We start from the raw sequence: 13,399 nt of genomic DNA on the forward strand, positions 1-13,399 counted from the left end.
AGACGGGAATGGGTATCCGCTCCGCTTAACAACAAGATTGTTAAGTACGCCAGTGGATACCCTAACCCATTTATTTAGCTTGTTCTTCGCGATGTGCCATGCCACTTAAAAAGCTGAGCATGAATTGCACGGCCAACCGCGAAGTCACATTTCGAACGTCAACGGTCGGATCGATACATACAAAATCAATCGCCTGTACTCGCTCCAATTGACCTAGTCGATACAAAGCATCCAATGCATCCCACGGTTGTAAGCCGCCTGTTCCAATCGCTGGACAGCCTGGCGCATAGGCTTGATCGATGACATCTACATCGAAGCTTACGTACAGCACATCCGCTTCAGCTGTCCATTCAAGCGCTTGATCGAGTACCGCTTCGATACCGAGCCGGCGCACGTCACGTGAGCTGTAGACGTGTACGCCCTTGCTTTTTACATACTCATGATACGGCTTCGCATTCATAAAGCCGCGAATGCCGATTTGGACAATATGCCGGCCTTCGATCAGGCCGGATTCCAATAAACTGCGGAACGGCGTCCCATTCGTGACGCCTCCGTCTTCAAAGTTGCGCACGTCATGGTGGGCATCAAAGTGGATGATACCTATTTTTTGACCAGGACGGCTTTGCGCAAATGCCTTCACTGACGGAAAGGTGGTCGAATGATCCCCACCGAAAATAATAGGAACGAGCTGCGGCTGAGCTTGCAATAGCCCATATAGTCCTGCTTCGATCCGGCGATGACATTCTGCCAAATCTGTAACGTGCATTTGAATATCGCCGAGGTCACGAACAGGCATCGTTTGTAAATCCACCTCGTACTCCATGCTGTACGTTGTAAATGACCGAAAGGCTGCGCGCACAGCTGCCGGAGTCGTGGATGCTCCTGAATGTGAAATAGACGGCTTGGACAGCGGAACACCAATCACACCCGCCAACAGTTGTTCGGTTCTGTCCCACGGACGAAGCCAGTGCGCAACCTTCATTTCGAGCTGATCACGAAACATCGCTTGCTCAGGCGAATGCAAATAAGGAATTTCGTCGGTTCGATTCGATTGCATCATCGTACACCTACCCCATGTTGCTCTGTCATGATTTCACGGTTCCATACGACTTGGACACCATTTTTAATGACGCCGAACGTATGATTAATGCCGAAATGATAAGGCAAGTACGATATGCTTGGCGCATCAAATACAGCCAGATCGGCACGCTTCCCGACTTCAACGGAGCCGATATCGCCTCCGCGTCCAAGGGCACACGCGGCATTCAACGTACAGGCGGTCAATATTTCTTCCGGCGTCATTTTTAGATGTAACGAAGCAAGCATAATTATAAGTTGAATCGATTCAGTCGGACACGATCCCGGGTTATAGTCTGTAGCAAGCGCTACGGGCAAGTTATAACGATCGATCATATCGCGAGCCCGCGCATGCTGCTTGACCCCTAGATTAAACGAGGTACCTGGCAGCAGCACAGGAATAACGTTTCCAGCTGCCATCCGTGCTAGCCCCTCGTCAGATGCCGCCAGCAAATGTTCGGCAGAAATGGCGCCAACATCTCCAGCCAACTCCGCACCGCCGAGTGGGACGATTTCATCGGCATGCACTTTAGGCCTTAATCCAAGTTGCTTGCCTGCCAACAAGATACGACGCGATTGTTCAATCGAAAATACCCCTTGCTCACAAAATACATCGCAAAACTGCGCCAGTTGCTCCGCCGCTACCCGTGGTAACATTTCGCTAATAATCAGCTCTACAAATGCATCTGTACGTTCCTTGTATTCAACAGGAACGGCGTGCGCTCCCATAAATGTCGACACGAGATCAATCGGATGCGTGTCATCCAACTGCTTCGCCACACGAAGTTGCTTCAGCTCATCTTCTACTGTCAAGCCGTAGCCGCTCTTCGCCTCTACAGTCGTCACACCTTGCAGCAGCATTTCGTTAAGGCTGCGCCGAGCTTTAGCATATAGCTCCTGTTCAGTCGCCGCTCGCGTCGCTTTCACCGTACTTAAAATGCCGCCACCTTGCGCCAATATGTCCAAATACGGCACGCCCGCTCGCTTGAGCGCCAGCTCATGCTCGCGCGATCCGGCATGGACAAGATGCGTATGCGGATCGACGAGACCGGGCGTCACTAAGCGCCCACCTACATCAACGGTATTCGTAATTTCGGCATGTTGAAGCCGATGCAGTAGTTCTTGTTCTTGACCGAAGTCCACAATGTAGCCGTCACGAATTGCGATCGCCGCACCGTTAATGGTATGTAATTGTTTCATCTTTTCCCCGCGGCGCGGATGTATACCTACAGGTGTGACTAATGTGCCAATGCCGGTGAGCAACAGATCGATTTTTCCTTTTGCGAATTCCATTCTCGTTTGCCCCTCCTTACCGTGCTGTTTTGGGATTTATGAACTGAAATTAATCGATAAAAGTGAATGAACGTTCTTCCTAAGTGGACATTATGCATAAATGTCTATACAAAGGTGGACAACAAGGGTATATCAGGCTGGAGCAGAATCAATCGAATTCCAATGTGGCATACACTATATATGGTGTTAGTTTTTTGAATAACATCTATATACGGGTCGTTGACTGTGATGTAACATTCACTTCCGTCTCACTTCATATATCTCCCTCTGAAAAAGGTGTCTCCTATTTAAAAGACATCGAAGCCACCTATTCCATGATGGGGAGACATTGTACAAGTAGCAGGAGGCTCATGGCATGTATTTATTTTTGTGCGTGTAGGACTACATATTTATGTGTTATGTTCATGCGTTCGAGTATTCTTGCTCATGTGTTATGCCTATACGTTCATGCTCGTACATTCGTGTTCATGTACTATGCTCATACGTTCATGCTCGTGCATTCGTGTTTATGCGTTATGCTCATACGTTCATGCTCGTGCATTCGTATTCATTCGTTCACGCCCATACGTTCGTGCGCTCATGTTCATGTGTTGTGCTCATACTGTACCTTATAACTCCTCACGCATAGGAATCCGAATTCCATGCTTTTCTGCCGTATCCACTGCCTCATCGTACCCAGCGTCTACATGTCGAATAACACCCATTCCTGGATCGCTCGTTAATACCGCTTGCAATCGCTCCGCCGCTTCGTCTGTTCCATCTGCCACGACAACCATTCCTGCATGTAATGAATAGCCCATTCCAACACCGCCGCCATGATGTACGGACACCCAAGACGCTCCAGCCGAGGTGTTAACTAGCGCATTCAGAATGGCCCAATCACCCACTGCGTCGGAACCATCTTTCATGCTCTCCGTTTCCCGATTCGGCGAAGCAACTGAGCCGCAATCTAGATGGTCGCGCCCAATGACGATCGGCGCACTCAGTTCGCCGCGTTTGACCATATCATTGATGGCTGCGCCGAAGGCTGCGCGCTCGCCATAGCCAAGCCAGCAAATACGAGCCGGCAATCCTTGAAAGGCAACGCGCTCTTGCGCCATCGTAATCCAACGATGCAAATGATCATTGTCAGGGAATAAGCGCAGTAGCATTTCATCCGTCTTACGAATATCCTCGGGATCGCCGGAAAGAGCAGCCCAACGGAACGGACCTTTGCCTTCGCAAAACAAAGGGCGAATGTACGCAGGTACGAAACCTGGGAACGCAAATGCTTCTTTTACACCTTGATCAAACGCCACTTGGCGAATGTTATTGCCATAGTCAAAAACGACGGCACCTAGCTGCTGCAAATCAAGCATAGCTTGCACATGAATTGCCATGCTCTCCTTTGCGAGCTGGATATATTGTGCAGGTTCATTAGCTCGTAACGCTGCTGCTTCATCTAAGCTGTAGCCGACTGGAATGTAGCCATTTAACGGGTCATGTGCTGACGTTTGATCGGTAACAAAGTCAGGCTTGATCCCGCGACGCACGATTTCCTGATAAATGACAGCCGCATTGCCGAGCAACCCAATAGAAAGCGCTTTCCCATCAGCTACAGCTTGTTCTGCAATAGCAAGCGCCTCATCCAATGTTTCAGCTAGCACATCACAGTATCTCGTCTGAATGCGACGCTCAATTCGAGTACGGTCTACCTCGACTGCGATAACGACCCCTTCGTTCATCGTTACAGCCAGCGTTTGCGCGCCTCCCATACCGCCTAGTCCTGCTGTAAGTGTTAGCGTTCCACGCAATGTTCCACCCGTATGCTGACGCGCTGCCTCCGCAAACGTTTCATACGTTCCTTGCAAAATGCCTTGCGTACCGATATATATCCAGCTGCCCGCAGTCATTTGCCCGTACATCATTAATCCCTTCTGCTCCAACTCGCGAAAATGCTCCCAGTTCGCCCAGTTAGGCACAAGTACCGAATTAGACAATAGCACACGTGGCGCCCGATCATGCGTCTTAAACACACCAACTGGCTTACCTGATTGAATAAGCAAGGTCTCATCGCTCTCCAATCGTTGCAGCTCTCGAACAATTGCGTCATACGACGCCCAGTTGCGTGCTGCCTTGCCAATGCCTCCGTATACAACGAGCTCCTCAGGTCGTTCAGCAACATCGGGATCCAAATTATTCATCAGCATACGCAAAGCAGCTTCTTGTACCCACCCTTTGCAAGAAAGTTCATTTCCTCGTGCTGCACGAATTGTGCGTGGCTGATGCTGGTTATTGATTGGACTTGTCGAATGCATGGCCATTCCTCCACTTATACATCAAATTAGGGAACCTAACGATACACTTACTCGAACTAGAATAATTACGGAAGCCGAACGAATTAACAATAGACATGAACTGAAATAGGACACCGTGTACAAATTTAGAAACTATCTTTTAAAATATGGATTAATACAATTCTCCGCTGACATTCTCGACTGCGCTTAACCAGACGCCCTCACATAATTCCTTCGCCACAGCTTCAATTTCGCTGCTAATGGAGCGGTCCTGCAATAATGGGGCGACCACTTCACGCACCTTATCGTACAGTACCTTCGTTGCAGGAGCCAGATCAGCAGGGCCGCGGAACTCTGCCGCTTCTGCGGCGCAAATCAGCTCAATAGCCAGAACTTTTGCTGTGTTATTTACGACTTGAGCGGCATGACGCGCTGACGTCGTGCCCATCGACACATGATCTTCCTGATTAGCGGAAGATGGAATAGAATCAACACTGGCCGGATGAGACAGCACTTTATTTTCTGACACGAGGGAAGCGCTCACATATTGGGGAATCATCATCCCTGATGCCATACCCTGCTGTCGGCTCAAAAAGGCAGGTAATCCCTCAGACAGCGCGGGATTCACCAAGCGTTCTGTCCGTCGTTCCGCAATGTTCGCGAGTTCACTCATACCGATTTTCAACAAATCCATGGCAAAGGCAATCGGTTCACCATGAAAATTACCGCCAGATAGCACCAGATCCTCCTCGACAAATAAGAGCGGATTATCTGTTGCCGCATTCATTTCGATCGCTATCTTATCCTGTGCATAGGCCACCGTCTGTCGGACCGCGCCGTGTACTTGCGGCAGGCAGCGCAACGAATAAGCGTCCTGCACGCGAATTTCGCCTTGCTTCGTCGTTAAGTGGCTGCCGTGCAGCAGCGTGCGCATATTTTGTGCTACCCCGATTTGCTCAGGGTAAGGGCGCACACGATGCAGCTGTTCTGCATACGCTTCCGTAATACCGTGCAAGCATTCCACGGTCATAGCCGCAATAACATCAGCTATCTTACCGAGTCGTTGCGCTTTAATAAGAGTAAGCGCTCCTACCGCTGTCATCACTTGCGTCCCGTTAATGAGCGCCAAGCCTTCCTTCGCTTGCAGTTGAATCGGCTCTAACCCCGCCCGAATCAACGCCTCCTCACCGGACATTCGCTCCCCGTTGTAAAATGCCTCGCCTTCGCCCATAAGGACGAGCGCCAGATGGGACAATGGCGCCAGATCTCCACTTGCACCTAGTGAACCTTGCTCCGGAACGACCGGATGCACGCCTCGGTTCAAGCAATTGACGAGTAATTGAACGGTCTCCGGTCGAATACCGGAGTGTCCTTTGGCAAGTGCATTTGCGCGCAGCATCATTAAGGCGCGCACGACAGGAATCGGCAAAGGCGCTCCTACCGCACAAGCATGGCTACGTATCAAATTAACTTGCAGCAGCGCTGCATCAGCAGGCGAAATAGAAACGTCACTGAATTTTCCGAATCCTGTTGTGACACCATATACAATTTCCCCAGCCTCAACTAATTGCTCAACCATATGACGACAGCGATGTACCTCGCGCATCGCTTCCGCACTGATAACAACTGGAGCACTATGCAAAGCAACTGAACCTACTTGCTCCAACGTAATTGTTGCTCCATCCAACACAACCGGACGAAGCGAACCCGCAACCGTTGAGCGAATCATTTTATTTACGACCATTTGTCTGCTCCTTTCCTGCTTTAGCAAAACAAAGGGACTGTACGGAAGTTGTTCACTTCCATACAGTCCCTTTAAAAACGGGCTCTATGCGATTATGTCGATGCACACATATACGGCTATACCTCTTCATTAAACGCACGCCCTTTCCACGAAATATTGATGTCACTTTTTCCCATTGTCACATAGGAGCAACTTGATTGTCAAGCAGCTTTTTATTTATAAATAAGCTGCAAAAACAGTCTGTTTAACATCTTTCCACTGTGATTCAACCATGCTGTAATGCACGTCGTTCTTGCCTTCTCCCACATGATCAAGCTCAGTGCTGCACTGTACACCATCACGTATGGCCCCACATTTTTCAAGCGCTCGCTGTGCTCGCACATTATCGACAGCTGTTCGAAATTGTACGCTACTGAACTGCATCGTTTCAAATACATATTTAAGCAATTCGAACTTCACCGCAAGATTCAAGCCCGTCCCCCGAAACGGTCGTCCAAGCCATGTCGAACCGATTTCGAGTCGTTTATGCTGCGGTGAGATATGAAGAAAATTCGTCGCGCCTGCTACCTCACTGGTCTGCTTATCTATAATGACAAACGGATAGTTGTTCTGCTCTCTTTTGCTATGCATCGTTTGACGGATGTAATCGTGAAAATGCTGCTCTGTCGTACAATGTACCGCGTCTGTAATGTCCTCATCAAAAATGATGCTTTTTAAACCGCTCGTATACTTGCCCGAGAAAGGGACGAGCTTAACACGACTATTTTCTAACACGATATGACGACTTCCGATTTGTCCGAACATCCATTTCGACCTCCTGAGTCCTTACATTCGTTTGTCGAGATACAATCCGCCACAACTTCAAGCATGCTATTTATTTATTGTGACCATGATTTCTCACCTAGTAACTTCGCCAACCTACGAATGTTAGGTTTACCTATGGGCAGTAGTTTGCTCAATTAACGCAACAACGCGATTAACGGCAGCATCAGCTTGACTATTTTTCATCGCATCCTGAATTTCAGCTTGTCGGGATACTAGATGTTGAATCGCTTGCACAAAGGTCGTATCATTCATCTCTTCCTCTAACAGCACCTCGCAAAAGCCTGCCTCCTGAAAGGATTGGGCATTCAAAATTTGATCGCCTCTGCTCGCTTGCTTAGACAACGGAATGAGCAGCATCGGCTTCCGAAGCGCTAAGCATTCAAATATCGTATTCGAGCCTGCTCGCGAAATGACGAAATCCGCCATGGCTAGCACATGTGGTAGCTCTTGATTAACATATTCAAACTGCTTATAGTTAGGATGGTTTATCGTTTGGTCTAATTGATTTTTCCCACAAATATGTACGATTTGAAAATGATTGACGAGTCGCAACAAATTGGTGCGTAACATCGCATTTATACGCTGTGAGCCAAGGCTTCCGCCCATAAATAGGAGGACAGGCTTGCCCGTGTGAAATCCACATAGCGCTAAACCTGTGGCTGCACTACCTTCTCGCAGCTGCTCACGTACAATTGCCCCTACGTGAAGGGCCTTTTGGCGATTCAAATAGGCTGAGGTTTCAGGAAATGTGGTACAAATAGTCGTTGCAAAAGGGGCACAAATCTTGTTGGCTAGCCCTGGCGTCAGATCGGACTCATGAATGACAATTGGAACTCGATTTAGCCAAGCACCAAGCACAACAGGCACCGATACGAAACCGCCTTTTGAGAACACAACATGCGGCTTTACTTTTTTAATGGCACGATAAGCTTCAAACACCCCTTTTACTATACGAAAAGGGTCTTTTACATTTTCCATATCGACATATCTACGCAGCTTCCCTGTCGAGATGCCAACGTATTTAACAGCTGGAATTTGTTCGATTAATTGCGATTCTATGCCATTTCTAGAACCGATATATGTAACTTCCCAACCCGCAGCTAAAAATAGGGGGATTAGAGCTAGGTTTACCGTAACATGACCCGCCGATCCCCCTCCGGTAAACAATATTCGCTTCGTCATAGATGCACCTCTGGGCGATTTACAAACGGTACTGACTTTCAATCCGCTGTTTAAACAAGTTCCACATTTCAGATGAAAAACCCTTCTTCACCTGTAAAAATAGGACAGCCCTCGTCCACTCTTGTAGAGCAATGATGAGCTGTCCATTCCTTTTCAAGCAGCGTATTCGATTATATTCGTTTTAACCAGCAACACTAGACTTGTTTCGATTCGATCCGCTTTGCCAATTCAGATAGATCCAAGCCTTTTAATGCCCCTTCAACTAACATCGGAAGTAAGGCAGGTGTGCAGGCAAAGCAAGGAGTCCCGTCGCGGGATAGTAGCTTTGCAACCCGCTCGTCGTAAAATGGTTGTCCTTGGTCAGACAACGCCAGCAAGCACATCGTTCTGACCCCCGCTTCCCGCAGTTCGCGCATTCGGCGAATCAATGCTGCTTGATTGCCGCCCTCATACAGATCGGAAATGATAATAAACAACGTTTTCTTCGGTTCCTCGATGAACTGCTCGCAGTAGGCGACCGACTTGTTAATATCTGTGCCCCCGCCTAACTGAATACCGAACAACATATCAACCGGATCATTCGCACATTGCTCAGTCAAGTCCACCACTTCTGTATCAAACACCACGACACGTGTATCTAGTGAGGGGATACTCGCAAAAATGGAACCGATGACCGACGCCCATATGACGGAATCCGCCATCGACCCGCTCTGATCAATGTCCACAATGACGGTCCATTCCTTACTGCGCTGTGCGCGATCAAAGAAGTAGAATTTTTCCGGCACAATTTGTCGCCGTTCTTTATCGTAATGCTTTAAATTACGCTGAATCGTTCGCTTCCAATCGATGCCGCTTACGGACGGAAGTGGCGAGTGCTGCCTGCGATTCAAGGCGCCTGTTACAGCACGGCGAATGTCGTTCTCCAGCAGTTTCACGAGGTCGTCAACGACTGCCTGCACAAGCAAGCGAGCAGTGTCCTTTGTCTTCTCCGGAATTTTTCCTTTTAAGGACAACAGTGTTCCGACGAGCTGGATATCCGGCTTCACTTTTGCCAAGACTTCTGGTTCAAACAGTAGCTGCTTCCAGCCTTTTCGTTCCATCGCATCGTTTTGAATAATCGAGACAACATCATCTGGGAAAAAGGTCCGTACATCTCCCAACCATTTCGAAAGACGAGGTGCCGAGCTCCCTTGACCAGCCCCTCTTCTATTTCCAGAAGAAGGGTTGCTACTGGCTTCCGCTCCCTCGGTTGTATCATCGTAAATAGCTGCAAGTGCCTGATCCATAATGCGCTGTTCTTCTGTCAAATCGATCTGGCCACTCGTATTGCAAGTAGCTAGCTGCTGCTCAGCCGCTTGACCAAGAATAAGCCGCCAACGCGACACGATATTGGGTTCAACAGATGTAGGTGTCGGCATCGCTAAAAGTCCTCAAAGTCAAAATCGTTCAACTCGTCAATCATCTTCACTTCGTCCTCCTTCAAGTCGCCTGTCAATACCTCAGCCGCCTGTTCCGTGTTCACACCCCATAATTCACCGAGCAATTCGGCAATCATCGTCTTCTCTCGTGCGGAAAATGAACTGAATGCGCGCCGCAAAAATACGAGCGCACGTGTAAACTCTTCATCTTCCAACGATACGATATATTGGTTCAACTGCTCCCATAGGCTCATCCGCGAGAGCAGGGCATAGCGATTACGCAGCGCAAGACCTTCGAACCAGCCTGCACCGAGGTCAGCAGGAATACCCGGTGATAGACGTCTAGATACTTCTTCGGTGCATTGCTGTGCCGTAATCGCGTTACGCTCCAGCAAGATAGCACAGGCAAAGCCGGAAAGACGCGGATTTCGGTCATCTCGCTCCGCTAGATGCAGCAACTCTTGGAGCCATAACGATTCATCCACCTGCTCATGATGATCGAGGGCTACACTGTTCAGCTCATTCATCGCCGTGATCATGCCGTTCGATGCTTCATCATTGCAGTTGCTTGCATCGAGCAGGAATAGACAGGCTCGCATAAATAACTGCTCTAACAACGGCACTAACGGAGCCGTGTCAATTCGTCTAATATCGCCGTAGCTAATGATGATCGATAGCTCGCGCGTTGCCGCTGCAATCTGCACAACGTCACGGCTATCAACAGCAAGCCGTTGCAAGGTTTGACGTGCAGCTTCCATTTGCGTCATCATTCCGCACTCACAAGCAACGCGTATAAATGCGGAAGCTTCGGCAATCGAGCTGCATCCATCGAGCTTCTGTTGCAGCACATACGCAGCTGCAATGTGAACGGTCTCGCCCAGCAGCGTCGATTCGACGACCTGGATTTCCACTTCTGGTGACCATTGAAGTACCCAATGTTCAGCCCATGATGCCCGCTCTTGTCCGCTTGGACGCAGCGTCGCAAATGAAATCCCAAGCAGCTTTAGCCGATGGAATAATTTCGATCGGTTCAGATCGAGAAAGGCTGCTTCTTCAGATGCCACGCGGCGATTTTCGCGAAGATCTAGCGATACGTCCGTCGCCACGGTCGTCTTGTATGACTGAAGCTTCAATTGCTTCAACAGCCGATTCAAATCGTCCTGAATCGGCGTCTGGCTAACGCCTTCCGCGAGCGAGCCTATAGCTGTTCCTACGTCGATACGCGCAAGCGCATCGGCTACAACAGACAGGTCGCCACGGCCAAGCAACGTTTGCGCTGCATCGCGCAAATCACGCAGCGTTGGCGCACTGCCGCCGTGCAAGGCGGCAAGCGATTCTGCTAGCCGCACCGCTTCAATGACTTCAGCAGTGGAGCGATGGGTACCCGTATCGCGCAGCAATCTAGCTACAGCAGATAAATAATGCTCCGGCAAATCATCCAGCGTATCCGTGATCATACGCTCCCACATCATTTCAAAATAATTGGGAGCCATATTGCCAGCGCCATAACCAGACATCGATGACAATTTAAAATAGGAATAAGGCATTAAGGTAAGCTTTGTACTGCGAGAAGGCAAACCTTCTAGCTCCTTATCGGTCATCGCATCTGTAAGATCTGCGAGTGCAGATGCATGGTACGCCCCACATACGACCACGATTTTATTAGGGTCATGACCCGAACGGATCGTTTCTTGAATACGCCGCCGCATATAAGCTTCCCTCACTAGATTATAGGCGTATTCGGCACGATCATGCTGCTGCTCCTTCTCCTCCGAAAGCTCACGCATCTGTGAGGAGAAAGCGATAATCGCCTCTTGATAAGCGCCAACATTTAAATTGTGCTCGTAGTTTCGCTCCCAGTACATGTCATAATCGTGCTCACCAGCGATCTCGGCAATACGCGCATAAATGGACTGCTGTTTATAGCTTTCCTCCTCTGCTGATTGTGCCAAAGGATGTGAGTCGTGTTGTTCTGACTTGGTCTTTGATTTGGATGTAGATTTGGATATAGATTCGGCTTCGGAATCGGACTCGGCTTCGAATTGATCGCCCGCTTCCCTTTCATCGCCGCTTGCGGCACGCACATCCTGCAAGGCAATCGTCGCTGAAGAGGGCAAATCAATAAATGCGGCCAACGCCCCATTTTGTGCGGCCCATTTCATCGCTTGATATTCAGGTGAATAAGCTGCAAACGGCCACAGGACGGTGCGAACAGGCAAATGATCGGTAAAAGCTAAGATCGCGATTGGCGGCTTCGTCACCTCGTTCGTAAGATGACGAATTTCCGGCGTGGCGTCAGAAGGCCCTTCAATGAGCACAGCCGTAGGTCGAATTTGATTTAAAAAATCCAACAAATGCTTCGCACCACCAGGTGAAAGATGCCGTACACCAAAAATATGAACAGCTGCTTCTGCCGTCACGCTCACTCGTTCATCTCCCTACATGCCGTATACAAACCACGCCACTCTGCCCCGCGCTTTTTCATCACATTGTCCAAGTATTCTTTCCAGATGAGCTTATCTTTCACATCATCTTTAACGATGGCCCCTTGCAATCCTGCCGCCAAATCTTCATCCGTAAGCTCACCGCTACCGAAACTTGCCGCTAACGCCATGCTGTTCGTCAGCAACGAAATCGCTTCCGCAGTGGAAATAACGCCCGCAGGTGATTTTACTTTTTCTTTCTTATCTAGGGTCATACCGCTGCGCAGCTCACGGAAAATGGTAACGACTTTAAGCAGCGCTTCATCTGTTGGTACAGCAGCTTGCAAGTCGTAGGACGACGCAATTTCACGCACACGCTTTTTCACAATCTCAACCTCAGTCTCCATATCCGAAGGGGTTGACAGCACAATAATGTTAAAGCGGCGTTTTAAAGCTGCCGACATTTCATTAACACCACGATCCCGCGTATTAGCCGTCGCAATAATCGAAAATCCTTTGCGCGCGCTCGATTCTTTTCCTAGCTCAGGAACCGAAATCGTCTTCTCGGACAAAATGGAGATCAACGCATCCTGAACTTCCGAAGCACAGCGGGATATTTCCTCGAACCGTGCAATCCCGCCTGCTTCCATCGCCCGCATAATCGGACTTCGCACAAGCGCTTCTGGTGTTGGCCCGTTAGCAAGCAACATCGCATAGTTCCAAGAGTAACGAACATGTTCTTCGCTCGTTCCGGCTGTCCCTTGCACGACGAGTCCAGAGTTCCCGTATATCGCTGCTGTTAAATTTTCAGACAACCATGATTTGGCTGTTCCCGGCTCACCAATTAATAAAAGTGCCCGATCGGTCACTAAGGTTGCGATCGCCATTTCGACCAATCGCTTGTTGCCGATATACTTAGGAGTGATGACGGTTTTGCCCGCTTTACCACCCGTAATAAAAGTAAGCACGGCCTGCGGAGACATTTGCCAGCCTGCTGGAATTTTCCCTTTATCGGCCTTGCGCAGTGCTTCGAGTTCATCTTGATAGAGTAGCTCCGCTGGTTGACGCATTAAATCTTGCAATTGTTCTTCCTTCGCTGCCATATACGTATCCCCTTTTTCAATAGATTGATCAGGTTAATAAAGTTGTTTAGGTTATTGA

9 protein-coding genes are annotated in these 13,399 nt (G+C 49.1%); all 9 read right to left on the reverse strand.

All coding sequences use genetic code 11. From position 1 onward, the window contains the following. Nucleotides 1–70: 70 nt before the first annotated feature. Entirely contained in the window at nt 71–1,060 is a 990-nt protein-coding gene (gene hutG / locus KIK04_RS00285; RefSeq protein WP_232276368.1) for a formimidoylglutamase, read from the reverse strand. After that, nucleotides 1,057–2,370 (reverse strand): imidazolonepropionase, encoded by a 1,314-nt coding sequence (gene hutI / locus KIK04_RS00290; RefSeq protein WP_232276369.1) that lies wholly within the window; start codon nt 2,368–2,370, stop codon nt 1,057–1,059. Before hutI ends, hutG begins: the two co-directional genes overlap by 4 nt. A 608-nt stretch (nt 2,371–2,978) precedes the next feature. Then, nucleotides 2,979–4,667, reverse strand: a complete 1,689-nt coding sequence (hutU, locus tag KIK04_RS00295; protein ID WP_232276370.1) for a urocanate hydratase — start codon at nt 4,665–4,667, stop codon at nt 2,979–2,981. Nucleotides 4,668–4,818: 151 nt separating this feature from the next. Next, nucleotides 4,819–6,375, reverse strand: a complete 1,557-nt coding sequence (gene hutH / locus KIK04_RS00300) for a histidine ammonia-lyase (RefSeq protein ID WP_442951202.1) — start codon at nt 6,373–6,375, stop codon at nt 4,819–4,821. A gap of 231 nt (nt 6,376–6,606) precedes the next feature. Further along, nucleotides 6,607–7,194, reverse strand: coding sequence for a GNAT family N-acetyltransferase (locus KIK04_RS00305; protein WP_232276372.1), 588 nt, complete (start codon nt 7,192–7,194; stop codon nt 6,607–6,609). Between the two features lie 129 nt (nt 7,195–7,323). Then, nucleotides 7,324–8,397 (reverse strand): undecaprenyldiphospho-muramoylpentapeptide beta-N-acetylglucosaminyltransferase, encoded by a 1,074-nt coding sequence (locus tag KIK04_RS00310; RefSeq protein WP_232276373.1) that lies wholly within the window; start codon nt 8,395–8,397, stop codon nt 7,324–7,326. Between the two features lie 194 nt (nt 8,398–8,591). Further along, nucleotides 8,592–9,815, reverse strand: coding sequence for a VWA domain-containing protein (locus KIK04_RS00315; RefSeq protein WP_232276374.1), 1,224 nt, complete (start codon nt 9,813–9,815; stop codon nt 8,592–8,594). Nucleotides 9,816–9,817: 2 nt separating this feature from the next. Next, nucleotides 9,818–12,241 carry a DUF5682 family protein gene (locus KIK04_RS00320; RefSeq protein ID WP_232276375.1) on the reverse strand — a complete coding sequence of 808 codons (2,424 nt, stop codon included), beginning with the start codon at nt 12,239–12,241 and terminating at the stop codon, nt 9,818–9,820. Beyond that, nucleotides 12,238–13,341: an AAA family ATPase gene (locus KIK04_RS00325; RefSeq protein ID WP_232276376.1), complete on the reverse strand. Its 1,104-nt coding sequence runs from the start codon at nt 13,339–13,341 to the stop codon at nt 12,238–12,240. Before KIK04_RS00325 ends, KIK04_RS00320 begins: the two co-directional genes overlap by 4 nt. Nucleotides 13,342–13,399: the final 58 nt, after the last annotated feature.

This window comes from Paenibacillus sp. 481 (assembly GCF_021223605.1).
Classification (GTDB): Bacteria; Bacillota; Bacilli; order Paenibacillales; family Paenibacillaceae; genus Paenibacillus_B.

What these genes read in the sequence shown, in the direction of transcription:
- hutI (WP_232276369.1), bottom strand. Translation starts at nt 2,370, where the DNA reads ATGGAATTCGCAAAAGGAAAAATCGATCTGTTGCTCACCGGCATTGGC.
- hutH (WP_442951202.1), bottom strand. Translation starts at nt 6,375, where the DNA reads ATGATTCGCTCAACGGTTGCGGGTTCGCTTCGTCCGGTTGTGTTGGAT.
- KIK04_RS00315 (WP_232276374.1), bottom strand. Translation starts at nt 9,815, where the DNA reads ATGCCGACACCTACATCTGTTGAACCCAATATCGTGTCGCGTTGGCGG.
- hutU (WP_232276370.1), bottom strand. Translation starts at nt 4,667, where the DNA reads ATGCATTCGACAAGTCCAATCAATAACCAGCATCAGCCACGCACAATT.
- KIK04_RS00325 (WP_232276376.1), bottom strand. Translation starts at nt 13,341, where the DNA reads ATGGCAGCGAAGGAAGAACAATTGCAAGATTTAATGCGTCAACCAGCG.
- KIK04_RS00305 (WP_232276372.1), bottom strand. Translation starts at nt 7,194, where the DNA reads ATGTTCGGACAAATCGGAAGTCGTCATATCGTGTTAGAAAATAGTCGT.
- hutG (WP_232276368.1), bottom strand. Translation starts at nt 1,060, where the DNA reads ATGATGCAATCGAATCGAACCGACGAAATTCCTTATTTGCATTCGCCT.
- KIK04_RS00310 (WP_232276373.1), bottom strand. Translation starts at nt 8,397, where the DNA reads ATGACGAAGCGAATATTGTTTACCGGAGGGGGATCGGCGGGTCATGTT.